This window comes from Paenibacillus sp. 2KB_22 (assembly GCF_052115745.1).
Classification (GTDB): Bacteria; Bacillota; Bacilli; order Paenibacillales; family Paenibacillaceae; genus Paenibacillus.
Window position 1 is genome coordinate 216,181 of record NZ_JBFRHG010000006.1, and the last position, 25,329, is coordinate 241,509.

Sequence of the window (25,329 nt, forward strand, 5' to 3'; positions counted from 1 at the left end):
TTAAGGGAATCCTAATATAATGTCAACATAATTAACATCAAAACTACGAAATACGATTGATAAATGAATTATTTAAAATTACATGTAATTTTTGTTGACATATCTATTTTCTCTTGCTTATAATTTGAATCAAAATCACAGTGCTGTGATCAACTCAGATGCGGGAACACAATGACGTGTACCGCCTGTCGGCAACGGGGCCGCAAATCGTTCTTAACTGGACGAATTGCGGCCTTTTTCTGCCTCAACAAGCCTAGACAAATTACGAAGATCTCAATTGGATGAGGAGCGATGATGGATGATGGAGAGCAAAAGTTTTTGGAAAAGCGGGCATAAGCCCACCCTTTTCGGGGCGTTTCTGTATTTTGACATCAGTTTTATGATATGGGGGATGCTGGGTCCACTCGCAGTTGTCATTGCATTGGACTATCCGATGACTCCACTGGAAAAGGCCAATCTGGTCGCATTGCCTATTCTTGGCGGCTCCATCCTGCGACTTGTGCTCGGCTTCATGTCTGATTATATCGGTCCGAAACTAACCGCACAGATCGGGATGCTCGTCACTTTGGTTCCCTTATTACTCGGCTGGTTATGGGTTGACTCCTTAAGCCAACTGTACGTGGTAGCACTCTTGCTGGGTGTGGCGGGCGCCTCCTTCGCCGCTGCGCTACCGCTGGCGGGCCAATGGTATGGCAAAGAGCATCAGGGGCTCGCCATGGGTATTGCCGGTGCGGGTAACAGCGGAACCGTACTCGCGACGTTGTTTGCCAATCGCTTGGCTACGCATTTTGGCAGCTGGGAAGTTGTGTTCGGGCTTGCTATGATACCGATCGCTCTCGTATTTATTCTCTTTTCTCTCTTTGCCAAGAATAGCCCTAACCGGCCTGAACCCAAGAAATTGTCCCAATATGGAAGTCTGCTCAAACAAAAAGATGCTTGGGTATTCTGTGCCTTCTATTGTGTGACCTTTGGTGGCTTCGTTGGATTATGTAACTATCTCACCATCTTCTTCAACACCCAGTATGGACTTTCACCTGTTCGAGCCGCAGATATTACCACCTTCTGTGTAATCGCAGGCAGTTTCTTCCGACCTGTAGGAGGTTATCTGGCGGACAAAATTGGTGGAACCCGCATGCTGACTTTCCTATACACAGGAGCCTGCATCATGTTGATCGGAGTATCCTTCATGCCACCGCTTCCTGTTGTAGTCGTCATGCTGTTCCTCGGTATGATGTGTCTGGGAGCCGGAAATGGATCCGTGTTTCAACTGGTTCCGCAACGTTTCGGCAACGAGATTGGCCTGATGACAGGTATTGTAGGTGCAGCTGGCGGATTGGGCGGGTATGCACTGCCACTGATTCTAGGTCAACTGTATAGCAGCTATCAATCCTATACACCAGGCTTTGTCATCCTTAGCCTGATTGTAGCGGCTTCTCTGTTCCTTGTTCTGTTCATGCAATCCCGCTGGCGTATGAGCTGGTTGAATCGGGGCAGCACAGGCATGGCGGAATCAACGTCTCTCTCTTCATAAGGCGTGCAATCACTCGCCCGTTAATCATGGTACAGCCGTACGAATGATCCATATGAATAACCAAAGGAACAGCGTGGCCCCATCAGGCTGCGCTGTTCCTTTGATTACGGCTGTTCTTTTACTTAAGATGAATATTTTTGAAGAACAATAACCGCATTATGACCGCCAAAACCAAAGGAATTAGACATCCCAATCCGCAACTCTGCTCTTCTTGCCTCATTTGGTACGTAATCCAGATCACACTCAGGGTCCCTCTGCTCCTGATTGATGGTTGGAGGAATGATGCCGTGCCGCAGACTTTGAATAAGTGAGATCGCCTCCGCACCGCCTGCTGCACCAAGCATATGTCCCGTCATGGACTTATTCGCTGTAACCGGAATATCATAGGCAGCTGTCCCAAAAAGTTGCTTAATCGCTCTCGTCTCAGAGAGGTCACCCGCCTCCGTACTGGTGGCATGAGCATTAATTACATCCATGTCTTCAGGTCCAATCTGAGCTTCTTTCAGTGCTGCTCTCATCGCCAGATATGCCCCCCGTCCTTCCGGGTGGGTAGCTACCATATGATACGCATCTGAACTGGCGCCATATCCAATCACTTCGGCAAGAATATTCGCCCCTCTTCCCAGTGCATGAGATAGTGACTCAACAACCAGAATTCCAGCGCCCTCCGCCATGACAAAACCGTCTCTCCCCGCATCAAATGGACGGCTTGCTGCTTGGAACGCTTCATTTCTTGTTGACAACGCTGTCGCATTACCGAAGCTTGCCAGTGACACTTCGGTTACAGCCGCTTCTGTCCCGCCAGCAATAATAACATCGGCTCCGCCATGACGAATGCAACGGAAAGCCTCTCCAATGGCTGTATTGCCAATGGAACAAGCGGTTACTGGCGACAATGTCGGCCCCCAGCAACCGAACCTCATACTGACCATAGCCGCAGCCATATTGGATATCATCATAGGTACGAGTGTTGGGCTGACTCTCGCAGGTCCCCGATCGGACAGGACCTTGCCTTGTTCCATCAATGTCTGGATTCCGCCTATGCCTGAACCAATATATACACCTACCCGTTCGCGGTCCAGTTCGTCCATCACAAGACCCGATTGGGATACAGCCTGATCCGCAGCAGCAACAGCGAATTGAACGAATCGGTCCATGCGTCTTGCTTCCTTGCGCCCAAATAGCTCTTCACCATCAAAATCACGGACCACCCCAGCGATTCTGGTTTTGTACGAAGCTGTATCAAAATGATCTATCGTTGATATTCCTGATCTACCCTCAATTAATCCATTCCAGAATGTATGTACATCATTTCCCAAAGGAGAGATGACTCCCATACCTGTAATGACGACTCGTTCCATGTCCATCCTCCTTCAGCGTTGTTGTCTTCCTTAATCTTACGCTCTGCCACTAATAGTGCACTTTTGAATATCCTATTACAAGTTGTCAATTATAATAGTATAATGACTACCATGATAACGAGGATTGAAGGTGATGGATTGAACTACGATGTCAGGTTACAGGCATTGTCAACTTTTCTAAAAACACAGCGTTCCAAAATTTCTCCCGAATCGGTCGGTTTACCCACTGGAAGTCGGCGCAGAACGCCTGGTCTAAGGAGAGAAGAGGTTTCCCAACTGGCAGGAGTGAGCACAACATGGTATACCTGGCTTGAACAAGGTCGGGATATTCAGGTATCCCACTCTGTTTTGGACAACATCGCTTCAGCACTAAGGCTTACTGCGGATGAGCGAAAATATCTGTTTTCGCTGGCCATGGAACATCACTCGGAACTGCCAACACTGGAAGAAGAACCTGTTCAACTTCACCCTTCTTTGCAGAAAATTTTGCAAGAACTTCATCACTGCCCTACCGTGATCTCGGATCGGCGTTGTTACATTGTTGGCTGGAATGATGCAGCCCGGCATGTTTTTATGGATTTTGAACAAATTGCCCCCGAACAACGGAATATGATCAGTCTCTTATTTGATCGAAAGGAGTTTCGCAGGCTCGCGGTGAACTGGGAGGATTTTGTTAGCGGATTTCTGGCGATTTTTCGTGCTTATTATGGTCAGTATGTCGATGATGAATGGTATAATTTATTTTTGGATGACATGATGAACAGACATCACGATTTTCATACCCTTTGGAAACAAAGCAGCGTCAGCAGTGCCCCGGACGTATTAATCGAATTCAGGCATTCCAAAGCAGGCAAAATGTTGTTTGATCTGACTTCGTTGCAGGTTCAGGGTAGTTCCGATCTGCGTTGCAGTGTCTACACCCCTGCGCCAGAGACCGCTACCGAGCGCAAACTGATGCGCCTGATCGAGCGTGAAGCTGATCCACATCTTGGCGAGCAATAAATCGGATTCTCTCACCTTCTTGGAGTCATGTTAGAGTCTTGACATCCTCATGTAGCATGTTTTAAATATCAGGTATATGAAGTTAATCCATGGATCTTAATCCTTCTACAAGAAGGGGGTTCAGAAAGGAATATCATGACGAAAGTGCTTATCATAGAGGACGACAACATGTTAGGCGATACATTATCCTTGTATTTACAAGGTGAGGGGTATGATGTTACCCGTGTCGATAACGCAAGAGATGGTCTTCTACAGCTTCAAGCGCGGCCTGATATCCTGCTTCTTGATTTGCTGCTCCCTGATTCGGGAAGTATGAATCCTTGTTCTCTCATGCGCCAACATACGGCAATCCCCATTATTGTCATCTCTTCGTTAACCGAAGTTTCTGAACGAATTCGATCATTAACAGATGGGGCTGATGACTATGTATGTAAACCTTTCAGCATGCAGGAACTGAAAGCACGTATTGAGGCTGTATTGCGTCGTTACTCTATATTGAACAGCTCTGTGGTCACTGAACAGGAACCCGGAATATCTCTCGATCTGGCGCGAAGAACCGTTCTGTTGAATAACCGGCGAGTGGAGATGACATTTTCCGAATTTGAGATCATGAAGCTGTTTATCCTCAATCCTGGCAAGGTCTACAGCCGCTATGCCCTGATTGAAGCCATTCGTGGTATTGATGCCTGCATTAATGATCGCACCATCGATGTGCACATTACCAAGCTTCGTAAAAAAATCGAGGACAATCCGAAAAACCCCCAATACATTCAAACGATCTGGGGGGTCGGATATAAGTTCACACCTTAAAATAATACATCTTTATTCAGGTCACCATGGCAGAGACCCGGTAATTTGATCAATCTCCTGTTGCACCTTCTCTAATACCGAGTTGAGTGCCTCTTCTTCGAGTAATGGATCGGATAAGAGCATCTCCAGCTGGAGAACCGCACACATCAGGTCCACTGCATGCAGATTCGCAGCTACGCCTCGAAGAGAATGAACATTACGGATTACATCAGTGATCTGCTGTTGCTGAAGCTGAATCGTCAATTTTTTCTGAAACGAGCCATATTCCGTCCTGAATTTCGTGAGCGCATATTGCAGAATATGCGGCTTGCCGTCCATCTGTCTGATGGCCTTATCTGAATCAATTCCATTGATCTCCCTTATGCCTTTTAGATCAATCCATATCGCCAAAATGTCTGCTATCTGTTGTTCATGTATGGGCTTAATCAGTATTGCATTCATGCCTACTTCAAGATACAGTTCATGGTCCCTTTTTAAACCATTCGCTGTAAGCGCGATAATGGGTGTACGGTCATATTTCCTCATCTTGCGAATGTGTCGCGCAGCATCCATTCCATCCATATCTGGCATATAGAGATCCATCAGAATCAGTTCCCATGTTTGTTCGTGCAATTTCTTCAAAACCTCTGTGCCACTGTTTGCCAGCGTGACCTTGAATCCGATATGTTCCAAAATGGCCCGAATGGCCAGTTGATTGATTTCATGATCTTCAGCTATCAGAATGTGCCCTTTTAAGTTACGCGAATAGAATTCGTCGCCTTCTATCATCCGCTTGTTCTCCAGTGGCCCTTCACCCTGAAGTGCAAGTAACACTTCGAACAATCCCAGACGTGTAATCGGTTTGATCATCATGAGATCAGGGTGAAAGGATCTCTCCTCACTCCACAGGGCATTTTCACTAAAGGCATGAGTATAACCCACCATCTGATATTTGGTTCGATTCAATCGCTTCACCAATTTGTTCCAAAGTGAACTATGTTGTGCGTGCTCTGCATCCATATTCACCATAAACAATATTGAACTTATCCCCTGTGCATCAGGTACACACCAATCACTTTCCAGCATATGGTTCAACGAAGGATACAGCTTCGGCTTCATCCCGAATGAGTGGAGTATCTGCTTCAAACTTGCACCCATTCGTTCATCTTCTTCTACGATAACCACATCATCCGCACAATATAGAAGAGGGTACGTTTGCAGGAAGGAACTTTCTTCTTCCGAATCTGCAAGTTCAAATATCAAGTCGAATGAGAACAGACTGTACTCTTCCAGCACACTATCCACCTGCAAGCTTCCTCCCATGGAGGTCACCAGAAGGTAACAGATGACCAGCCCCAGACCTGAACCACCATAGGTTCGATACGTGGAAGGTTCCGCTTGAGTAAACGGGACAAAAAGCCGTTCCAATTGTTCGGGTGACATTCCAATTCCCGTGTCCTCTACCTCAAAACGGACCTGAACTCGCTCCGCCTCTAATGAAAGCACCTCTGCCTGCAACGTTACATATCCATGCTCCGTAAACTTAATCGCATTACTCAGCAGATTCAATAACACCTGTTCAAGTCGGAAGGGATCACCAATCACCGTTAACGGCAGATCGGGATCGGTTGTAAAGATCACTTCGATATCTTTGTTCCCGATGGCCACACCGATCTGATCTGCCACACGTTTGATCACATCCTCTGGTGAAAAAGAAACCTTTTCCAAAATCAGCTTACCTGCCTCAATTTTCGAAAAATCAAGAATATCATTTACGAGGGCAAGCAAGGTTTGGGAGGACGCATTAATTTTACTCAAATAATCCTTTTGTTGTGGAGATAGATCTGTTCGTTGAAGCAACAACGAAAAGCTGATAATGCCGCTCAGTGGGGTACGAATCTCGTGGCTCATGAATGCGAGAAACTCACTCTTCGCCTGGCTTGCTTTGTCGGCCTTAACACGTCTATAGTGATCCGAAATATCATGAATGACTGCCTTAATTTTCTCACTCGAGTTTAGTACTTTAACAGGGTATAGGTGAACCCGAACATGCTGCTCATGACCTTCTCCAACAATGAAACTCAGTTCCGTATCCTGGGCTATATTATGATGTAAGGCTTTTTGGAAAATGAACAACCAGTTATCCAGCTGCTCAATGAACAACAATTCTTCAAGCTGACGCCCAATCACTTCCTGCCTGCCGAGACCGAGCACATCCAGAAATTTCTGATTAACTGACACAATATACCTGTTGCTGTCCATGCCGACGAACCAGTCTGCCGACACGCGCTCAAGGGTCCGATATCGCTCTTCACTTTCTTGAATTCTTCGTTTAACTGCTCTGTGTTCCGTGATATCGAGTCCATATCCCACCACATATTTCACCACACCCTCTTCTAGAAGAGGGCGAACTTTCACCAGTGAATAGTAACCTCCATGCTCAATCTCGTAAAAAAAAGATTCCCCTTTCCAGGCCCGGTCGAACTGCTTCCGCAGAAATTCTACCTTTTCTTGAGGTAAAATATTCAATGTGCCCAACGTGTAATCTTGCTTCAGACTACTCATATCCAGGCCCAGTCGGGAGAGCATTTCTCCTTCAAGCAGAAGGTACTCGAATAATCCGTTCTGTTTTCCGATTTTAAAAGTAAAACCTGGCTGCATACGAAGCATCTCCAGCATTTCCTGATCCCTCTGAACGACCAATCTCCTATATCGATGATTTTGGTTGAGATAATACAGGAATACTATAACGGACAGCAGGCAGATACATTGAAAAAGGAGAATCTGCCCCATCATTAGCAGAGAAGGAGAATATGTCTTTAGTACAAAAAACTCATACATAATTATCAGCAGCAACGCTCCGGACAACCACTTCTGCATAAATCCCCGGATATACTTAAAGATCAGGCATATGGCTACAACAAATAACAACTCTGTCAATGCATACTGCCAGTTCTCCAACAAGGGATTACGCCCCATATTAATCCGAAAAATCCACATGAATGCAAAAGTAACAAATGCAGAGCCAGTCCCACCAAAATAAGCGGCGAGCAGATACACACTTGCCCGGAAATTCAACAATGTACCATCTTCAAACACAATAGAGAAATAATAAAGCGCCGTGCCCAACATGCTCAGCGTAATACCAATAATGATCCGAGTCGTGATGGATATTGAACGGGTAGCATTGGTTTGGTTCAGATAGTGATGAATCAGGAAAACAAAGATCAAAATTAGCGTGAAATTTAACACAAGATCGCGTAGCAAATGGTCACCGTCCACATTACGACTTCAGGATTTCATGCATTCAATGAATGTTGTCAGATTCACGGTCGCAGTTCCCCAGTACACAAATCATAGTATGCCAGGCTCCCTTATTCAATTGACGATATTGACCTTTTTATTGAAAATAATTACCACTTTCAGCTAACATACCCTTATCACAAAACAACGATTTTTTTTCATGAAAATTCATCATTAAATATGCTGATATAAAAGAGAGCATCTTCCAAATGAACCGATGTAATTGTAACTTGAGCTTCCCACAATTCCTGATCAGCCTTCATCAATTTGGCTACACCGGACCAGGTCTGATTTCCTCTCCAGTGGGTATCCATTAGCAATCGGGCAGGCTGACCTATGGTGCTCTCCCGTGAGAATCCTGTTTTGGTTACATAAACGGAATTCACATCTAGAATCACACCCTCCTCATCTGTAATCATGACCGCATCCGTTAGCAGTAAGAAGACTTTGAGTTCTAGTTGCATGGCTGTCCACTCCCTCTAATGAAACATGATGTGATGTTGTCCCTGTGTGATATTCTCTTCTACGATCTCGTTTAATACTTAAACTGTCTAATCAGGCGCTGCAGCTCTTCAGCCAAGGTAGACAAGCCACGAGCCGAGGCAGAAATCTGCTCCATCGCTGCCAGTTGCTCTTCTGAAGAAGCGGCCACTTCTTCAGAAGTTGCAGCGTTGCCTGACGCAATGCCTGCCAACTCATTGGATACAGCAGATACTTCCTGTACACCTGCTGTAATCTCTTGTGACGTAGCTGCAATCTCTTCAATCTGAGGTGTCGTTTCCCGCATGCTATCCAGAATGCATTCAAACTTCCGAATCGCTTCTGTAGAGATTTCCATACCCTCTCCAACCTCTGAAGTCACCTTCTCCATCATGCGAACGGAAGCAGCCATATCTTCCTGTACCGCCGTAGTCAGCACGGTAATTTCATTGACAGATTGCCCGGATTGCTCTGCCAACTTGCGAACCTCTGCTGCTACAACAGCGAATCCATTGCCATGTGTACCTGCACGAGCAGCTTCAATGGATGCGTTCAGCGCGAGCAGGTTTGTCTGTTTGGCTATATTTCCGATTAACTCCGTGATCGCTGAAATTTGGTGTGATCGCTCATATAATGCCTGAATCAATTGGTTTGTCTGTTCTACGGTCTCTTGAATCGATTGCATCTGACTGACCGTCTGCTTAACGGTGTTGCCGCCTTCTTCCGCTTGTACCGTTGTATGTTTTGCCAAATCAGCAACATGTATGGAACGTTCGGCGATTCTTGTAATGCCAATTGTAATTTCATTCATGGCCTGATGGTTATGTTCAATACCCTGGGTCTGTTTCTCCGCACCACTCGCAATTTCCTGAATAGCTCGCGCGACCTGCTCGCTGGCTGCACTGGTTGATTCCGCACTCTGAGTCATTTCATCCGATGAGAAGACTACCTGACTGGCGCTGTTCTCCACATTTTGAATCAACACACGCAGGTTGCTCTGCATTTTGCCAAATGCATCGCTCAGTTCACCAATCTCATCATTGCTTGTGCTTGTAATGGTCTGCGTTAGATCTCCTTCACTCACCTGAATTGCCTGAACCTTCAACTGACGAATCGGTTTAACAATCGATCGCATCACCAGCCAGATGATCAAAATTCCGATGACGAGAAAAGAAACGATTACCATAATCGTTCGATTCAGAATAGGCGCAGCGGCATCCTCTACTTCAGAGGAGAACATGGTGCCAGCGACCTTCCATCCCGTGGATGCATTCGAGGCGTAATACATGACCTTATCCACCTGATCAAAGGTATAGTTAAAGTTACCGGATTCATTGGTATACACTTGTGTCCAAAAATCTTCTGTTGCATCTGTTCCAGGTTGCATCGTCGGATGATAGATATACTTTTCGCTGGCATCCAGCAGAATCAGATGCCCCTGTTCTCCTACTTTAATCCCGCTCACCAATTGACTAATGTCCGACAGATCGAGATCCAGTTGAACCACACCGGATTGGTCTTCCAGTGCCTTTGCAATCGTAATGGTGATCTCTTTCGTCTCAGCAGATATATAAGGATCTGTAACAATCACCTGCTGTGGAGTACCCATTGCTTCCGTGTACCATGGTCTTGTTCGCGGATCATAATCTTCAGGCATCTCCGCATCAGAGGACATCAGATACACACCTGCCTCTGTACCTACACCTATGGTGATGATATCTGTGTTCTGCGCAGCATACCCCTTCAATTCGTTCACAACCCGAACCTCGGCATCTTCTTGTCTTAATTCCTCTGCAAGTGTTTTTGCATAGTACTCAATATGATTCCGTTTGGTATTAATTGAAAGATCAATCGTCGCACTGGCAAGATTCACGTTTTCCATCGCACTATGTAAAATTTGTTTCTCTACTTCACCTTTGGCACTGTTATACGATAAGACTCCAATACTTAACGAAGGAATGGCCAGGAAAGCAATAAAGGACACCACCAGCTTTGTCTTAAAATTCTTATGCATCTTGTTGAACCAGGTCGGTTTGCTATTTTTTTGTGACAAATTTCTCTACCTCTTCCAGATTAATTTTAGTTTTACTTGTTCTAGCTATAATTGTGATTTATTTCTCTTATCCTGAATATTCTCAAGATATTAAAATTAGGTCTCAATTCTTGTAAAAGACATTTTTCACGCTAAAAAATAGAATAAAATCTCTTCATTTATAATCCTAAAGAACTATTTTCAAACAAATTATACGAAAAAACTATTAAATAAAGTATTCCGGGGATATGACCAAATTGTTAACTTTTTAAATACTTGTTAATAAGCACGCGATGACAACAAAGATGACAAAAAAAGATCCAAGCGTTATCGCTCAGATCTTAAGACTATTGCCATTGGGTCAACGTATTCTCTATTTAAATGCCGGGATCGCGATATCTGCATATTTCTCTTCGAAGAAGGCTTTGACCTCTGGACCCGCCATACGTTTAGCCAGCTTCTGGATCGCTTCGGAGTCCTTATTATCCTCACGGGCAACCAGGGTGATGGCAAAATGGGAATCATCCTTCTCGGTTAACAGTGCATCCTTTTTCGGTGTAAGACCGAGCGGACTGGCATATGCAGGTGTCATGGCTACCAGATCGGCATCATCCATCATGCGAGCAAGCATCAACAAGTCCACTTCTTCAAACTTGAAGTTCTTCGTATTCTCGGTGATATCTGCCTGTGTGGCATTAAAACCTACGCCTTCTTTCAGCTTAATCAATCCGTTCTGCTCCAGCATCACAAGAGAGCGACCAATGTTGGAAGGATCGTTCGCAATTGCGATCGTTGCACCTTCTGGCAATTCCTCAATTGTTTTGTACTTTTTGGAGTAGCCGCCATAGATGGCATTATAGATGGGCTGCACGGCCACCAGGTTCGCATTGTTTGCTTCATTATATTGGTTCATGTATGGCACGTGCTGGAAGAAGTTTGCATCCACTTCCTTGTTCGCGAGTGCCGTATTCGGTTGAACGTTATCCGACAACACAACAACTTCCAGATTGACGCCATCTTCCTTCAAGAGTGGTTTAACAATATCCAGAACGTCTGTCATCGGCGGAATCAATGTGGCCACTTTCAACGTAACTTCTTGTACAGCTTGTGTATCTTCTTTCGTTCCTTCAGCCGCAGGTGTTTCTTCTTTTTTGCCACAAGCAGCTACGACCAGCATTACTGCAAGCAACATAAGCATCATTTTTGCTTTCATTTTATGTCTACCCCTCATCATATAATCTGTATTGGTCTTACTTGTTACTGCACTTTCTTCCATCACTGTACCGTGTCCACTACCCTCAGGATCTGCGATCCAGCCAGTGGGACAATCTGCTGCCTGTGAATTGGATCATCTGTACCAGGATAATCATAATGATGATCGTAAATACCATAATCTCCGTTTCGAAGCGCTGATAACCGTAGCGAATGGCAAAATCACCAACACCGCCGCCACCTACAATGCCCATAACCGTCGAGTAGGAGATGAAGCTAATCGTAGCTGTGGTGAGTCCCAGTACAAGGCCAGATCGTGCCTCCACGTACAGGAATTTCACCACAAGCTGCATCGTCGATGCCCCCATGGATGAAGCAGCTTCAACTACTCCCTTCGGTACATCAAGCAACGCTTGTTCCACCAGTCTGGCGTAGTATGCAATCGCAATGATCGAGAGTGGAACGGTTGCCGCCAGTGTACCGATGGACGTTCCAACAATGATTCGTGTGAATGGAATCATGAATACAACCAGCAGTAAGAACGGAAACGAACGAATGATGTTGACGACACTGCCGAGTACAAAGGACAACGTTTGATTCTGATACCGTTGTCCTCTCCGGAATAAGTACAGAAGTGTACCCAGAGGTAATCCAATCAGAACAGCTGCCGCAATGGAGATGCCCACCATGACAAAAGTCTCTCCGATCGCCTGCCATATTTCATGCTGATACTTGAGCACAGATTCAGGTAACCTCATGATTTGTCCTCCTGGTCTGCCTGACGGAACAAAGACGAACCTGCCATACCGTATTCATCACCCGCAAGCAAGGATGTCAGCAGATCCGGTTGCGGAGCGGGGATACTGCTTACTTCTGCTTCAGTCAACGTTCGTACGAGTCGCCCATCCTTCATGACGGATATCCTGTGACATAGTCTACGAGCCACTTCCATCTCATGCGTCACGACAACAATGGTCACGCCCAGCGTTTCATTGATATGACGAAGCACATCTAGTATGCCATTCGTGGTCTGTGGATCAAGCGACGAAGTCGGTTCATCACAGAGCAGCACATCCGGACGACTGGCTAGTGCTCGTGCAATCGCCACACGTTGCTTCTGTCCTCCGCTAAGCTGAGCAGGATATTGATCTGCCTTGTCTTCCAGTCCAACAAATCTCAGCACCTCAAGTCCACGTTCGACTCGCTGTGTACGGGACATACCCGCCAATTCCAGCGGCATACAGACATTGCCACTCACCGTTCGATTACTGACCAGATTGAAGTGCTGAAAGATCATGCCAATGGACCTTCGTGCCAGACGCAGAGTGCGCTCATTCATCTGGGTCAGGTGCTGCCCATTCACAACAACCTCACCATCATCCGGCTTTTCCAAACCATTGAGCATCCGCAGAAGCGTGGATTTACCTGCGCCACTCGAACCTATGATGCCGTGAATTTCGCCTTGTCCCACTTCGAGCGACACCGAGCTTAACGCTTCGAATCCCTGATCTGCACGGGAACCGCGCTCGTTATAACGTTTGCTTACACCATATAATGAGATCATGGAGAGTCCTCCCGTGAATGATCATGCATGGTTCTTCAAGAACACATGAAGAAAGCCCGCACAGCCGATAACCGGAGCGCGAGCAATCCTGTTCATTTATAATAAATCAACATCCCTTATGAGACAAGCTTTTAAGGTGAGATTGCCTCCTGCAGGCGGCTGGCTTCATATACACGAAAACGTCCGTTGGACGAACCCACGTACACTTCATTGCCGATCCGGTTGATCATTCCATTCTTCGCATCCCGGTCGCGATGCTCCGGGTTTCCCATCACAACGTCATGTACACGACCTAACAATGCCCCATTGTTTTTATTCAATACCAACCAGTTCTCGTCCATGGGCAGCAGCAACTGATCATCAATGACCAGATAACTTCCCTGATTCGTTGGATACCTTAGAGTGGCAATCGTATCTTTGGCATTCCAACGAGTCTCCCCCGTATCATAATTCAAAGCCGCGGGGTAACCATTTTTAATCACATACAACTGATCATCTTCCACCAGTCCTCGTTCAATCTTACCCTTGACCGTCCACCGTATTTTGCCTGTCTTGGCATCGTACAGGGTGGTTGTAAAATCTTCATACTCTCCGTAATGATTACCGTTTTTGTTCTCACGGATCAACAGCATGCCATCATTCAGCTCATCCAATCTCTGTCCTACCCGAGCAGGAAATTGTGCAAGCTTTTTCCCCGTGTTCAGATCAAGCAGCAGCCACTGATTGTCTAACGATAGCCATCTTTCAGCATTTCTGGTTTCAAAGGGATCAAGACGTTCAATTCCATCAAAATATGGATCATTCCCAAATTGTTCTATGGTGGATCGTTTGGCCTTCAAGCTCCATACGGTTCGTCCTGATTGCGGATCGGCTGCGATGAGCTTATTCGTTTCCCAATACAACACATAAGGGTCATCTGCACTCTTGTTCAACAATTCATAACCCTTCGCCAGTTTTCGCGTCCACAATGTTTTTCCGTTTGAGCTGTCCAGTACCGTTAACCAACTGTTGCTTGAGCTCTCAACAACCGGGCTATCCACGACCACAACGTTTTTCGCAGCGGTGATGCCATTTAGTCTAAAATTTTGCTTAGGGGTGTACGTCCATGTGACCTTTCCGTTCTTCAAGTTCAGATGACGAATACGATCCACGTATTTTTTCTTGTCAGGGTCATAGTCGTTGTAGATTGTAACGTATTGGCGTGTGGTATCCACCTCTGCCTGCTGTCTTCCAAAACCCCCATTGATCCCCCATAATTTCTGGCCCGTATGACGATCAAGGGCATATATAGAACCTTCGTAGTAGCCCCCGCTAAACCCACCGTCATCCCCTTTCATCAGGAGTACATCATCTGTGGCTGCTTTTAAAAAAGTGTAGTTAATATCCCCCCGGTTAGTCCATACCGGTTTCCAGGGGATGGTCATCGGTAGCGTTGTACCATAGATTTTTGTCGTAAACCCATATTCATCCGCCCGACTGATGTTCCAATCAGAAACGACATTATTTCGATCATTCTTTGGTAGGTTCCATCGAGTTCTGACCAGCTTGCCATTCTTGTTGAATGTGACCAGATATTGCGCATCTTCTCGCTCATATCTCCAGGTCTGTCCAATACTCATCGAATACCCCGTATCATTTAAATTGCCTGAACCCTCTCTCCAATCGGGCTCACCTAACCACTCAGCCACTTGTTTGGAGGTGGTTGCCTTGTTCAGCTTAATATCCGTCAAATGACGAATAACCGAAGTCGGCAGCGATGTATCCTGTTGGAACCAACCATCAGCCACATTCTTCCGCTGCTCTATAGCCTGTGCCTTGATCCAGAAGAGTCCTGGCCGATACGTGGAGGATTCTTTATTCCAGATTCGTGGGGCAATGGAGACCCCATACCATCCTTTCCACTTTGCAACAATAACAGCCTTACCTGTTAACGCTTTCTCAAAAGACCAGGTTGTAGCACTATCTGGAGCCAGATACAGCTTGCTGCCTGATTGGAGCGTGAAACTTTGGGGAGCCGTTTCCGTCATGCTTTTGCTCTCCTTCAATGCATACCAACTTGGCAGCCAGAAGTCTCCATGATCAGATGACTTAAGCTGCATCCACTCGCCTCGAACCGATGCCAACGTATACTTTTCGTTTTTTGTTGTATAGTATTCAATTCTCATTTGGTCAGGAGCCACACTGCCGTCCCTCCTGTTTTGGAACAGGGGGATGTCATTCGTGAGCTTAACGGCTTCTCCTTGTTTGTAGGCCAACTGTGTTGATAACCCTTGGGGACTTGCCCCCAAGGCTTGTAGCGTTGTAACTGAAGCTTGTCCTCCAAGCGCTACCTTTTGGGAATCCAGCAGCATCCATCCCGTCAACAGTACAGCTGATAATCCAGTCATGGTAATCCACTTGTACCCCAATCTCTGCCAGTCAGGACCCGTCTTCACTCTCGTTCATCCCCATCCATTAGAAGTTATTTCCATATAGACGCTGCAAACAAGAAAAAGTTACCGTTTACCTCAATATATTTCTCTCTATTTCCCAGTATTACCTTACATCCAGCATCGTAGCATGATAAGGAAAGGTAAGCCCAATGTAATAAGCAGTTGTTAAGGTGAGGATATAATAAAATACAAACCACAGATCAGCTCGGGAATAGCCTATCTGAATGTAATACGTTCGGCTCGCCCCATCCGTGAATCCCTTCGCTTCCATCGCCACCGCCATTCGCTGTGCACGACGAATGCTCTGTGCCAGCAGCGGAATAGCGTAACGCTTGAGTGTACCATACACGTTCCAGCGAGAACCGCGCTGCCGTGTTCCACGAATACGAATAGCGTAACGGAGCGTCTGGAATTCATCCAGCAAAATGGGGATCATGCGCATCGCGGCCAGAAAGCTATAGGCATATTTTGCAGGAAGCTTCCACTGCTGCATCAGGGAATAAAACAACCGTACCGGCTTGGTCGTAAGACCAAAGAGTAACCCAGCCGCCGCCATGCTCAGGGAGCGAAACCCCAAGTGTAGACCGCGAAAGAAGCTCTCTTCGGTGATGTGAATCAGCCCCCACTTATACCATGTGGTCTCGCCCTTGCCAAACATCATCATACCCGTAGACGTGGAGATAAACACCAGAATGAATGGTGATGCGTACAGGATCAATCTGTACCACGGGTGGCCTGTCCAGCACAGTAATAGCATCATCGCCACCGCAACATTGGCCATTACATTCAGATTGTGAATAAGGATAACGATGACAAACATCATCGTCAGAATAATCATCTTTAATCCCGGATTAACGGTATGAAGCCAGGTTTCACGGTGAGGAAACGACAGTTGCATCAGATAACCTCCCCTTATCCACCGACCAGATTCGGGTGCAATATCTTTTTACAATTTCACGATCATGGGTAACCATAACAATAGCTGTTCCCTCTCTCCGCAATTGCTCCAGTTGTGCTAACATGGCGAACGTATTGCGGGCATCCTGTCCAAAAGTAGGTTCATCCAACAGCAGTATTCGTTGCTCTCTCACCAGTGCAGAGGCCACGCTCAAACGTCGTTTCTGCCCCATCGATAATTGGTAGGGATGGCGCTCGGACAGGTCAATTAGTCCAAATTGACTCAGCATATGATGAGTCCTGGCAAGTCTTTCTTCCGTTGTAAGCCTGCCCCCCAGCAATGAGAACTCCACTTCTTCCGCGACGGTGTTCGTCACAAATTGAAACTCCGGGTTCTGAAATACAAACGCAATTCGATCTGCGAGCTGCTCCGTTTTGCCAGAAGGCTGACCGTGCACCTCATAATGACCTGTTGTTTTCAGGATATTCATCAGAGATAACAACAATGAACTCTTGCCAGCTCCATTGGCTCCGACAATACCAATCCAATCCCCGTGCCATACCTTGGCCTGTTCCACCTGAATGAAGGCTGTTTTCCCACGCCATCCGGTGAACTGCTGCAAGTCCAGTGCAGGCTGATCGGTCGGCGATACAGGCGATAAGGATGATATATGAGATATGGGGAATATACCCGGTGTATCGGATAAGCCAGACGATTGCTGTGCTTTCAGGCTTGAGATGCCCTGATTTTCACTGACCGGGTACTCTCCAAGAGTATTTTCCTTTTCTTCTTTGGTTGCCCTCTCCTGCTCATACTCTTCCCACACGCCTGGATACCAGATTCCATAAGCCTGCAACTTGCTCCGTTCATTCGTGAATACCTGCTGTGCTGGTCCATCCGCCACAATCTTTCCTTCAGGTGATAAGACAATGATGCGGTCGACCATATCCACTATCTCGTTTATTTTGTGTTCAACGATGATAATCGTTTTGTCACTGGCGATCCGTTTAACCGTATCCCACACTTGGGAAGTACCCTCATCATCCAGCAGTGCAGTGGGTTCATCCAAAAACAATACCTCCGGGTCCATGGCAAGCATCGAAGCGATCGCAAGACGCTGCTTCATCCCCTGAGACATGGACTGGATCAATATACGATTCTGTTCAAAGGCTAACCCCACTTGTTTCAGATAATATTCAATCAGCTCTGGCATCTTTTCACGCGGAATATTTCGGTTTTCCAGAACAAATGCGATCTCTTCATCCGTAAAGGACATACAGAACTGGGTATCCGGATCCTGAAAGACTACTCCTGCTCTGGCGGGAACCTGAATATCATCACATTTCATCGGAATTTCAACTGAACGTGGAATTAAACCGCTCAGAATTTGCAATAACGTCGATTTACCGGAGCCGCTTGGGCCAAGCAACAGCACTTTCTCCCCTTGACGCACAGAAAGAGACAAGCCTTGAAATACCAAGGCTTTCTCTCCCGGAAACTTGCATCTTAGATTCGTCACACTTACCGCTTGCGAATTCCCCTCTCTCATCTAATCCAGCGCCTCATAATCCTGTTTGGATACCGGTCTGAGTGAGCGTGTTACACCGGTCAGTTCCAAGGCTTTTGCGAGATAATATGCGAACACTCCTGCAATCAGGATGCTTCCGATGAAGCGGAATCCGATAAATAACGTATAATTCCAGGCCGAGAGTGAATCGATATAGCCGTACTGATAATCCAGCAAAAGCGAAGCCGCTGCGGCTCCAATGGCCGCAAGACAAGTGACAAACAGATTGGTTTTTCGATACAGGAATGCGGCGAAGAATATCTCGGCTCCCAACCCTTGCAACAGACCGTACACAAGTGTGGACATGCCCCATTCACTGCCCAGAAAAGCACTTACCGTTGAAGCCGCAACCTCGGCAAGAATAGCTACGCCTGGTTTACGAATGATAACAAAAGCAAACGTACCCGCCATAAACCACATGCCGTAGATCATCTGCTCCGCGTGAACGCCAAATGGTTTCATCAAGTCATATGTAGGTCCCCATATCTTGTAAATCACCCCAAACACCACTGCGATCACGATAGTTACCAGAATATCCGTTAGTTTCAATCGCTTGTTGCCTGTTGTTGCTGCCATGTTCTCTACGTCCTTCCTCTGTCCCCTGTGGGGGTTGTAAAAATAAACGAAAAAGCCTCCCCGGTTCCGGGAAGGCCTTACGCACAGTATACAATCCTCACAATGATGTATCGGATGGATTCGAAAATACGGAATATCAACCATCCCTCTCCGCCCTGGCAGATACACCACCACAGTTCAAAAAGGTCTGTTGTTCATCCACGTTCATTCCCACAATTCACCCTTACATATTGCAAATCCATGTTCTCTACGCTGGCATTACCCAGATCAGATGTACGGTCAGCGGCATAAGGCCACTCTCTCAGCCCAACTTCATTGAGCTCCCGGTTCACTTATTTCATTGCTTCTAATGTACAACAGATGGGTATTTGTGGCAATGCCCAGAAAAATCATCATCTTCATGGCTCAGCAGAACTATGTTATGACATCTGCATTACAAAGAGCGTCCCTCAAAGTCAGTGTATCCACGACATTGGGACGCTCTTTTTGGCGTTATATTCCAAATTTATTGCAATCACAAGTGGCGCTTATCTTTTTACCACCTCCAGCGATTCAATCTCCTGTTTAATATTGCGTATTGCCGGATTGACTGGTTTTACCTGAAGCAAATCCCTTGAACAGGGTTGGTACTTTGGAATAGCGGGTATTCGTAATTTTCCCTTGAGATACACTGCTGTCTGTACGCATAATAGCATCTTTTACATTGGAAATGTTGGAGTTATCCAGCGTCATGTTAACTGCGAAGGTAGTTCCACCATTTTGACGCACCAGCTTGCCGATATCATCCGCACGGAAATTTTTGATGTTAATCGTTCCGGCAGCATTCATCTGGAACACTTTATCATAGGCCTTATACGCCGCCCCGCCGGTAATGTTGACCGTTCCGGCTGACTTCAATGTGAGTGCATCCTCACCCACATCCTCCCAGACTACATTCGATATATTACAGTTACCATAACAGTGAACACCATCGGCAGCAGGGTATCCGATATTTACATTTTTGAGCGTAGCCCCTGCCTCCAGACGAAATACCGGTTTCTGATTCTCTGCTTGAGACCCATCACCCAATGTGGAAGGATTGGCTACAAATGTTTTGCCTTGACCGTCATAAGTTGTGCCCGCTGGAACAATAATCGTTGAATTAACAACTGTAGGCGCAGCAGCAGCCGGAACCGCACCAAATATGGAAGCAACCAAACCAGCAGACAACAACAACGTCAACATTTTTTTCATTACTTTATTCCTCCCTTATTCTCTCGTTATTGGATCGTGTACAAGCCTAGGCTTGTACTGGAAGTTCGTCAGAGGTGCACCTCTGCCCAACTCACAACCTAATCCTACCAAATAAGGAAGGTAACTAGAATAATCATTAGATCAGATATATCCTGACATCGCATAATGACTGTCATATCGGCATTTTTTGCAAGCCATGTCCATGGAACAATATGCTGATATCAACCTCTGGTATGCTCATTTGTAACGTAAGTACCTCTGACTTTAATCCCCAGTAACAAAGAAAGATCACGACATTTGTCTCCAAATGTGTGATCTGAATGGCTCCTAGCTTGCTTATATAAGATGTCAGGCTCCAAATCTCTGACGATAACCGCACTTTCGACACAACTCTTCCACAGCTTCCCGTTTGGAAAAGCCATATACCAGATTGTTCGCTCGCTCACCCTCAATAATCTCGGAGAACGACTTCTCGTGCACATTACCCAGGTTAATCACACCCTCGCCATCGAGACAGCATGGAACCACCGTTCCATCTACAAGCACAGCTGCCTGACCACGCAATGCATGGCAGAAGCCTTTGCCGTCATCTTCAGGTGCATCCAGACTTGGCCACTGGAACTCGTGGTCCTGATTCAGATATACATTCGGGGCAATTTTGACCCCGCTGCCTGGAACCACTTTTTCCTCAATGCGGAAGTCCAGATTGAATTCACGTTCCAGCACTTCAAGGGTCTCCCGATTTCGATTCATCTGAGCATTCGTGAAGTTATCCTGCGTCAGATTCCACAGTCGGAATGAGATGATGACATTGTGCTTAACGGCCTCGTGTACAAAAGACAGAATGTTGCTCAGATATCCGTCACGGTCGGTTGAACCTTCATGCCCATCGAAGCTGTGCAGGGAGAAATTCATCTGCCGCAGCGCCGGTTTGCCGAGCAATTTATGTTGAGTCTTGGGCAGTAGCGTACCATTCGTTGTAATGTTCACCTTGAGTCCCTTCTCATGTGCGGCATCAAGCAGCAGATCTATTTTGGGATGCAACAAGGGTTCGCCTTTGACATGTAGATAGATATGGTTGGTATGTGGTTTAACTTGGTCCAGTATATTGTTGAAGACTTCAGGGTCAATGAATCCTTTGGCACGCTGTGTCTGCGGACAGAAGCTGCAAGCCAGATTGCAGATACTTGTGATCTCAATATATACTTTTTTGAACGTTTTCAACTCGGGTCCCCATTCTGCCTAGGAGGGAAAAGATTCCCACCTGCATTTGTGATCCGGCCAATATGCGCCATCCCTATTATATCGGGTTCGTGAGCCGAGGTAAATCAGAGAACGGGTTTATCTGGTTGTGTCAAAATGATTTGGCTAGTGCCAAATGAACAGATTCAATCGCATGAATACGTGTTGTATCAAATAATGGAACTTCAGAATCCTCTGCTTTTACTAATAATCCAATTTCGGTGCAACCTAATATGATTCCCTCAGCTCCATCATCAACTAGCCGTTGGATCACCTTTTTATAATAATCCCTTGATAAGGGCTCAATTTTCCCTAAACATAATTCCTCATATATTATTTTATTGATAACTTTTCTATCCTCTTCATTCGGTATCAAAACCTTAATACCATTAAATTCAATTCGTTTTTTATAAAAGTCTTGTTCCATCGTATATTTTGTGCCGAGTAAACCAACCGTACTTATTTGGGACTTATGAATTTGGTTTGCTGTTGAATCCGCAATATGTACGATGGGTAATGTCACTTTTTCTTCAATATGTTTAATCACTTTATGCATCGTATTAGTACATATTACAATCATTTCTGCTCCTGCCTTTTCCAAAGACTGAGCAGCATTCCCTAATAATTCACCAGCACTTTCCCAATCACCTTCAGCTTGATAACGCTCGATTTCTTCAAAATCCACGCTATATAAAATGCATTTGGCTGAATGCAATCCTCCCAATTTATTTTTCACTTCTTCATTAATAATTCGATAATATTCTAACGATGACTCCCAGCTCATTCCACCAATAAGGCCAATCGTTTTCATATACACTCCCCCTTCCATTTAATACATCCCGAAAGCAGTATATAGAAATTCAGTAGATATTGTATCGTATCTATTTCATTAAATAAACCCACCCCAGTAAGAGGAGTAGCGAGTCGAATATTTCTCACTTCCCAGTTCTATTTTTACCTATAGATTCTTTCAATCGAAGTATAGGATGTATTGATTGTTCAGGTTATTGTGGTTGCAGGATCGCAATGCTAGAATCAAAACAAATTAAAAACCAAGTTAAAACGTAAGAATAATAAGCTATAAAGGGAGTGTATCGATGATTACGGTTAAAGCACCCGCAGTATATGTACACGAGGCTAACATACTTGAGCAAAGCGGATCGCGGATTGCACGGCTTGGGCAGCATGTTCTCATCATCGCCGGTGAGTCTGCGTTGAAAGCTGTACAGCCCAACCTTCTGCCTTCACTGGAGGAGCATCAGATCAAGTTCCATGTGCAATTGTATCATGGCGAGGTTACAACAGGTCAGATTGATGCTTTTACGCAGCAAGCTTTCGATCTGGATGTTGATCTGATTATTGGTGTCGGTGGCGGTAAAGTGCTCGATCTGTCCAAAGCAGTTGCTGAGCAAGCCCAATTGCCCATTGTAACGGTACCAACGATTGCCGCAACCTGCGCTGCCTGGTCCGCCTTAACCGTGCTCTATGATGAACAGGGCCAATCAGCAGGCTATCGTCCCCTACGCCGTTCGCCTGATCTCGTTCTGGCTGATCCTCATATTCTGGCGAGTGCACCAAGACGATATTTGGCCGCTGGAATCGGTGACACGCTCGTAAAATGGCATGAGTTCGTCGTTAATCTAAGTGGCAACGCCACCAGCCTCACTCTCCGAAACAGCGTCAGCACTGCCAAGCTTGCGCTCGATATTCTTGAAGCGCACGCCATCGATGTCTATGAATCCACCGATACAACCGGTAGTACGCCTCAGTTCCATGATGTTGCCGATGCCATTATTGTGCTCGCAGGCCTTGTGGGCAGCATTAGCGATGGTTCACTTCATGCCGCGATTGCTCATGGGCTGCATGATAGCCTCACCAAATTACCTGAGACACATGCTTCGCTACATGGAGAAAAGGTAGCCTTTGGACTGTTCACCCAGTGGATTCTTGAAGGCAAAGCAGGGGATGAGCTTCATGAGCTGCTCACTCTGTTACATAAGCTGAATCTGCCAATCACTCTTGCCCAGCTCGGCATACAACAACAGCCTCGGGAAGCTGCTGCGCGCATTGCAGCAGGACTACAGCTGCGGGAAGGCAGTACGGCACATCTCTCCTTCGGAGTTAGCACAGCGCAGGTAACCGAAGCCATTCTTCAGGCAGACCGTATCGGCCAAACATTCATAAAATCCAGTCAGTCCAGTGAAAACAGTACATACACCAAGGAGGTTTCCTCCCTATGATTCGTCCAAACCGCCATTACACTCTCCCCTTAACTGCCTTTCTGAGCGCGCTTCTGTTGTTGGTGATTTCCGGCTGCTCTACCGGAACTGACAATCAGGCCGCCGGTACAGGCACAACACCGACAGCGGCATCAGCCGCTTCCAATAATGACGTCACCATTCGGGTTGGTCAGACCGGATGGGGCAATCTCGAACTGGGGCTGAAAGCAGCCGGACTCAATGACACCCCCTATAAAGTCACTTATAACGTTTTTCAGGGAGGTAACCTGATCCTTGAAGCGATGGCTGCCAATCAACTGGACTTTGGTGTAACCAGTGAAATCCCGCCCATTTTTGCATCTCAGGCTGCCAATGGTGGAAGCTTCAAAATTATTGCAGTGCAACAAGGCAGCACCTTAAATCAGGAGGTCGTTGTTCCCAAAGGTTCATCTATCAAATCGGTTGCCGATCTGAAAGGCAAGAAAGTGGCTTTCGTCAAAAATACAACGGCCCACTATTTCCTGCTCAAAATGCTTGAGGAAGCCGGATTAACCTGGAGTGACATCAGTCCGGTCGAACTTACAACAGCAGATGGACTCAGCGCCCTAATTAGCGGGAAAGTGGACGCCCTTGCCAGTTACGGCAATGCCATCATCTCTGCACATCAGAATGAAGCAACAACGCTCGCTAGCGCCAGAGATATCTTGTCAGGCAGCTTCCTTGTTGCCGCTTCCGATCAGGCCATTGCGAATGAGGAACAGAAAAAGGCCCTTGCCGATTATCTGGAGCGAATCAACAAATTCAATGATTGGGCTCGTGCCAATAAGGACGCATGGGCTCAAATTACAGCAGACAATACTCACCAACCGTTGGAGCAAGCCCTTAAAACCTACACGGATGGAGAAGCACAACGCACAACACGTATTGTTGCCATTTCTGACGAAGCCATCAAGTCCGAACAGGACGTAGCGGATACGTTTCAGCAAGCGGGGATTTTTGACCAGGCAGTCGATGTGAGCACATTCTGGAGTGATGTACTTCAAGATCAGCTTCCAGCTCCAGCTAGCCAATAACGAAAGAAGCAAGGAGGTAGGCATAACGTGCGGTCCAACACCTTTAACCGGGCATGGTTTAACCAATTCATTCCTTTTGTTGTACCACTACTCATTCTGGCTCTATGGCAATGGCTTACTGCATCCGGAGTTGTTGCAGCCAATATTTTGCCCCGTCCCGCTCAGGTACTGGAGGCCTTCATTCGTTTGCTTCGAAACGGTGAGTTATTGAACAATATCAGTATTAGCGCCAAGCGGGCTTTGGGAGGATTCCTCATTGGTGGGGGGCTGGGTTTCCTGCTGGGGGTACTGAACGGCATCTCCTCCCTTGCGGAAAAGATCGCCGATTCCTCGGTGCAGATGATCCGCAATATTCCACATCTGTCCTTGATCCCCCTCGTTATTGTGTGGTTCGGAATCGGAGAAGAAGCCAAATTATTTCTCGTTTCCCTGGGGGTGTTCTTTCCGGTATATCTGAATACGTTCCACGGCATACGTTCGGTCGATCCCGGTCTGATTGAAATGGGCAAAGTATATGGCCTCAGCCGTTGGTCCCTTTATAAGGACATTATCCTGCCTGGTGCATTGCCTTCCATTCTGGTGGGCATTCGCTATGCACTTGGCATCATGTGGCTGACACTCATCGTAGCCGAGACGGTTGCGGCGGATGCCGGGATTGGATACATGGCGATGAACGCGCGGGAATTCATGCAAATGGACGTAATTGTCTTAAGCATTCTGCTATATGCCCTGCTGGGCAAGCTGTCCGATACCATCGCCAAATGGCTGGAACGGCGCTGGCTGCGCTGGAACCCAGCTATATCCCGCAAGTAAAG

21 protein-coding genes are annotated in these 25,329 nt (G+C 46.4%); 6 read left to right on the forward strand and 15 right to left on the reverse strand.

The genetic code is table 11. The annotated features are described in order from the left end of the window. Positions 1 to 301 precede the first annotated feature (301 nt). Positions 302 to 1,531, forward strand: coding sequence for a nitrate/nitrite transporter (locus AB4111_RS26330; RefSeq protein ID WP_442033956.1), 1,230 nt, complete (start codon positions 302 to 304; stop codon positions 1,529 to 1,531). Between the two features lie 122 nt (positions 1,532 to 1,653). Here AB4111_RS26330 and fabF read toward each other — a convergent pair whose 3' ends face one another. Further along, on the reverse strand, positions 1,654 to 2,892 hold the full coding sequence (gene fabF, locus AB4111_RS26335; RefSeq protein ID WP_442033881.1) for a beta-ketoacyl-ACP synthase II: 1,239 nt from the start codon (positions 2,890 to 2,892) through the stop codon (positions 1,654 to 1,656). 138 nt (positions 2,893 to 3,030) lie between these two features. Between fabF and AB4111_RS26340 the strand changes: the two genes are divergently transcribed. Next, complete coding sequence (locus tag AB4111_RS26340; protein ID WP_253430494.1) at positions 3,031 to 3,894, forward strand: helix-turn-helix transcriptional regulator; 864 nt, start codon at positions 3,031 to 3,033, stop codon at positions 3,892 to 3,894. Positions 3,895 to 4,029: 135 nt separating this feature from the next. Beyond that, positions 4,030 to 4,704, forward strand: a complete 675-nt coding sequence (locus AB4111_RS26345; RefSeq protein ID WP_442033884.1) for a response regulator transcription factor — start codon at positions 4,030 to 4,032, stop codon at positions 4,702 to 4,704. A 21-nt stretch (positions 4,705 to 4,725) separates the two neighbouring features. Here the strand turns inward: AB4111_RS26345 and AB4111_RS26350 are convergent, their stop codons facing one another. The 14 genes from AB4111_RS26350 to AB4111_RS26415 all read right to left on the reverse strand — a co-directional run bounded on the left by AB4111_RS26350 (position 4,726) and on the right by AB4111_RS26415 (position 22,033). Further along, entirely contained in the window at positions 4,726 to 7,950 is a 3,225-nt protein-coding gene (locus AB4111_RS26350; protein ID WP_442033886.1) for a response regulator, read from the reverse strand. Positions 7,951 to 8,144: 194 nt separating this feature from the next. Further along, positions 8,145 to 8,450, reverse strand: a complete 306-nt coding sequence (locus AB4111_RS26355) for a PAS domain-containing protein (RefSeq protein WP_442033888.1) — start codon at positions 8,448 to 8,450, stop codon at positions 8,145 to 8,147. A gap of 71 nt (positions 8,451 to 8,521) precedes the next feature. Next, the gene (locus AB4111_RS26360) at positions 8,522 to 10,519 is read right to left on the reverse strand and encodes a methyl-accepting chemotaxis protein (RefSeq protein WP_442033890.1); all 1,998 of its coding nucleotides are present in this window, start codon (positions 10,517 to 10,519) and stop codon (positions 8,522 to 8,524) included. A 352-nt stretch (positions 10,520 to 10,871) separates the two neighbouring features. Further along, positions 10,872 to 11,711, reverse strand: a complete 840-nt coding sequence (locus tag AB4111_RS26365; RefSeq protein ID WP_442033892.1) for a MetQ/NlpA family ABC transporter substrate-binding protein — start codon at positions 11,709 to 11,711, stop codon at positions 10,872 to 10,874. A gap of 85 nt (positions 11,712 to 11,796) precedes the next feature. Beyond that, positions 11,797 to 12,468 (reverse strand): methionine ABC transporter permease, encoded by a 672-nt coding sequence (locus tag AB4111_RS26370; protein ID WP_442033894.1) that lies wholly within the window; start codon positions 12,466 to 12,468, stop codon positions 11,797 to 11,799. Beyond that, complete coding sequence (locus AB4111_RS26375) at positions 12,465 to 13,274, reverse strand: methionine ABC transporter ATP-binding protein (RefSeq protein ID WP_253430483.1); 810 nt, start codon at positions 13,272 to 13,274, stop codon at positions 12,465 to 12,467. The genes AB4111_RS26370 and AB4111_RS26375 overlap by 4 nt, the downstream gene beginning before the upstream one ends. Positions 13,275 to 13,405: 131 nt before the next feature. Beyond that, entirely contained in the window at positions 13,406 to 15,709 is a 2,304-nt protein-coding gene (locus tag AB4111_RS26380) for an outer membrane protein assembly factor BamB family protein (RefSeq protein WP_442033896.1), read from the reverse strand. Positions 15,710 to 15,809: 100 nt separating this feature from the next. Further along, positions 15,810 to 16,604: an energy-coupling factor transporter transmembrane component T family protein gene (locus AB4111_RS26385; protein ID WP_442033898.1), complete on the reverse strand. Its 795-nt coding sequence runs from the start codon at positions 16,602 to 16,604 to the stop codon at positions 15,810 to 15,812. Further along, positions 16,579 to 18,153 (reverse strand): ABC transporter ATP-binding protein, encoded by a 1,575-nt coding sequence (locus AB4111_RS26390; protein WP_442033900.1) that lies wholly within the window; start codon positions 18,151 to 18,153, stop codon positions 16,579 to 16,581. The genes AB4111_RS26385 and AB4111_RS26390 overlap by 26 nt, the downstream gene beginning before the upstream one ends. Then, the gene (locus AB4111_RS26395) at positions 18,154 to 18,747 is read right to left on the reverse strand and encodes an ECF transporter S component (protein WP_442033902.1); all 594 of its coding nucleotides are present in this window, start codon (positions 18,745 to 18,747) and stop codon (positions 18,154 to 18,156) included. A gap of 194 nt (positions 18,748 to 18,941) precedes the next feature. Then, positions 18,942 to 19,079: a hypothetical protein gene (locus AB4111_RS26400; protein WP_442033904.1), complete on the reverse strand. Its 138-nt coding sequence runs from the start codon at positions 19,077 to 19,079 to the stop codon at positions 18,942 to 18,944. A 232-nt stretch (positions 19,080 to 19,311) separates the two neighbouring features. Then, a complete protein-coding gene (locus tag AB4111_RS26405) occupies positions 19,312 to 19,980 on the reverse strand; it encodes a pectate lyase (protein WP_442033906.1) in 669 nt (222 codons plus the stop codon). A 348-nt stretch (positions 19,981 to 20,328) separates the two neighbouring features. Then, complete coding sequence (locus AB4111_RS26410) at positions 20,329 to 21,204, reverse strand: radical SAM/SPASM domain-containing protein (RefSeq protein ID WP_442033908.1); 876 nt, start codon at positions 21,202 to 21,204, stop codon at positions 20,329 to 20,331. A 130-nt stretch (positions 21,205 to 21,334) separates the two neighbouring features. After that, positions 21,335 to 22,033, reverse strand: a complete 699-nt coding sequence (locus tag AB4111_RS26415) for an aspartate/glutamate racemase family protein (protein WP_442033910.1) — start codon at positions 22,031 to 22,033, stop codon at positions 21,335 to 21,337. A 286-nt stretch (positions 22,034 to 22,319) separates the two neighbouring features. On the opposite strand from AB4111_RS26415, the gene AB4111_RS26420 reads away from it, so the two are divergent. The 3 genes from AB4111_RS26420 to AB4111_RS26430 are packed head-to-tail and all read left to right on the forward strand — an operon-like array spanning position 22,320 to position 25,327. Continuing rightward, positions 22,320 to 23,462: an iron-containing alcohol dehydrogenase family protein gene (locus AB4111_RS26420; RefSeq protein WP_442033912.1), complete on the forward strand. Its 1,143-nt coding sequence runs from the start codon at positions 22,320 to 22,322 to the stop codon at positions 23,460 to 23,462. Next, positions 23,459 to 24,514, forward strand: coding sequence for an ABC transporter substrate-binding protein (locus AB4111_RS26425; protein ID WP_442033914.1), 1,056 nt, complete (start codon positions 23,459 to 23,461; stop codon positions 24,512 to 24,514). The genes AB4111_RS26420 and AB4111_RS26425 overlap by 4 nt, the downstream gene beginning before the upstream one ends. A 27-nt stretch (positions 24,515 to 24,541) precedes the next feature. Further along, positions 24,542 to 25,327: an ABC transporter permease subunit gene (locus tag AB4111_RS26430; RefSeq protein WP_442033916.1), complete on the forward strand. Its 786-nt coding sequence runs from the start codon at positions 24,542 to 24,544 to the stop codon at positions 25,325 to 25,327. Positions 25,328 to 25,329: the final 2 nt, after the last annotated feature.

Bases quoted from the DNA above. Each gene is read 5' to 3' on its own strand.
- AB4111_RS26330 (WP_442033956.1), top strand. From the start codon at position 302: ATGGAGAGCAAAAGTTTTTGGAAAAGCGGGCATAAGCCCACCCTTTTC.
- fabF (WP_442033881.1), bottom strand. From the start codon at position 2,892: ATGGAACGAGTCGTCATTACAGGTATGGGAGTCATCTCTCCTTTGGGA.
- AB4111_RS26345 (WP_442033884.1), top strand. From the start codon at position 4,030: ATGACGAAAGTGCTTATCATAGAGGACGACAACATGTTAGGCGATACA.
- AB4111_RS26355 (WP_442033888.1), bottom strand. From the start codon at position 8,450: ATGCAACTAGAACTCAAAGTCTTCTTACTGCTAACGGATGCGGTCATG.
- AB4111_RS26365 (WP_442033892.1), bottom strand. From the start codon at position 11,711: ATGAAAGCAAAAATGATGCTTATGTTGCTTGCAGTAATGCTGGTCGTA.
- AB4111_RS26370 (WP_442033894.1), bottom strand. From the start codon at position 12,468: ATGAGGTTACCTGAATCTGTGCTCAAGTATCAGCATGAAATATGGCAG.
- AB4111_RS26375 (WP_253430483.1), bottom strand. From the start codon at position 13,274: ATGATCTCATTATATGGTGTAAGCAAACGTTATAACGAGCGCGGTTCC.
- AB4111_RS26385 (WP_442033898.1), bottom strand. From the start codon at position 16,604: ATGCAACTGTCGTTTCCTCACCGTGAAACCTGGCTTCATACCGTTAAT.
- AB4111_RS26390 (WP_442033900.1), bottom strand. From the start codon at position 18,153: ATGAGAGAGGGGAATTCGCAAGCGGTAAGTGTGACGAATCTAAGATGC.
- AB4111_RS26395 (WP_442033902.1), bottom strand. From the start codon at position 18,747: ATGGCAGCAACAACAGGCAACAAGCGATTGAAACTAACGGATATTCTG.
- AB4111_RS26405 (WP_442033906.1), bottom strand. From the start codon at position 19,980: ATGAAAAAAATGTTGACGTTGTTGTTGTCTGCTGGTTTGGTTGCTTCC.
- AB4111_RS26415 (WP_442033910.1), bottom strand. From the start codon at position 22,033: ATGAAAACGATTGGCCTTATTGGTGGAATGAGCTGGGAGTCATCGTTA.
- AB4111_RS26420 (WP_442033912.1), top strand. From the start codon at position 22,320: ATGATTACGGTTAAAGCACCCGCAGTATATGTACACGAGGCTAACATA.
- AB4111_RS26425 (WP_442033914.1), top strand. From the start codon at position 23,459: ATGATTCGTCCAAACCGCCATTACACTCTCCCCTTAACTGCCTTTCTG.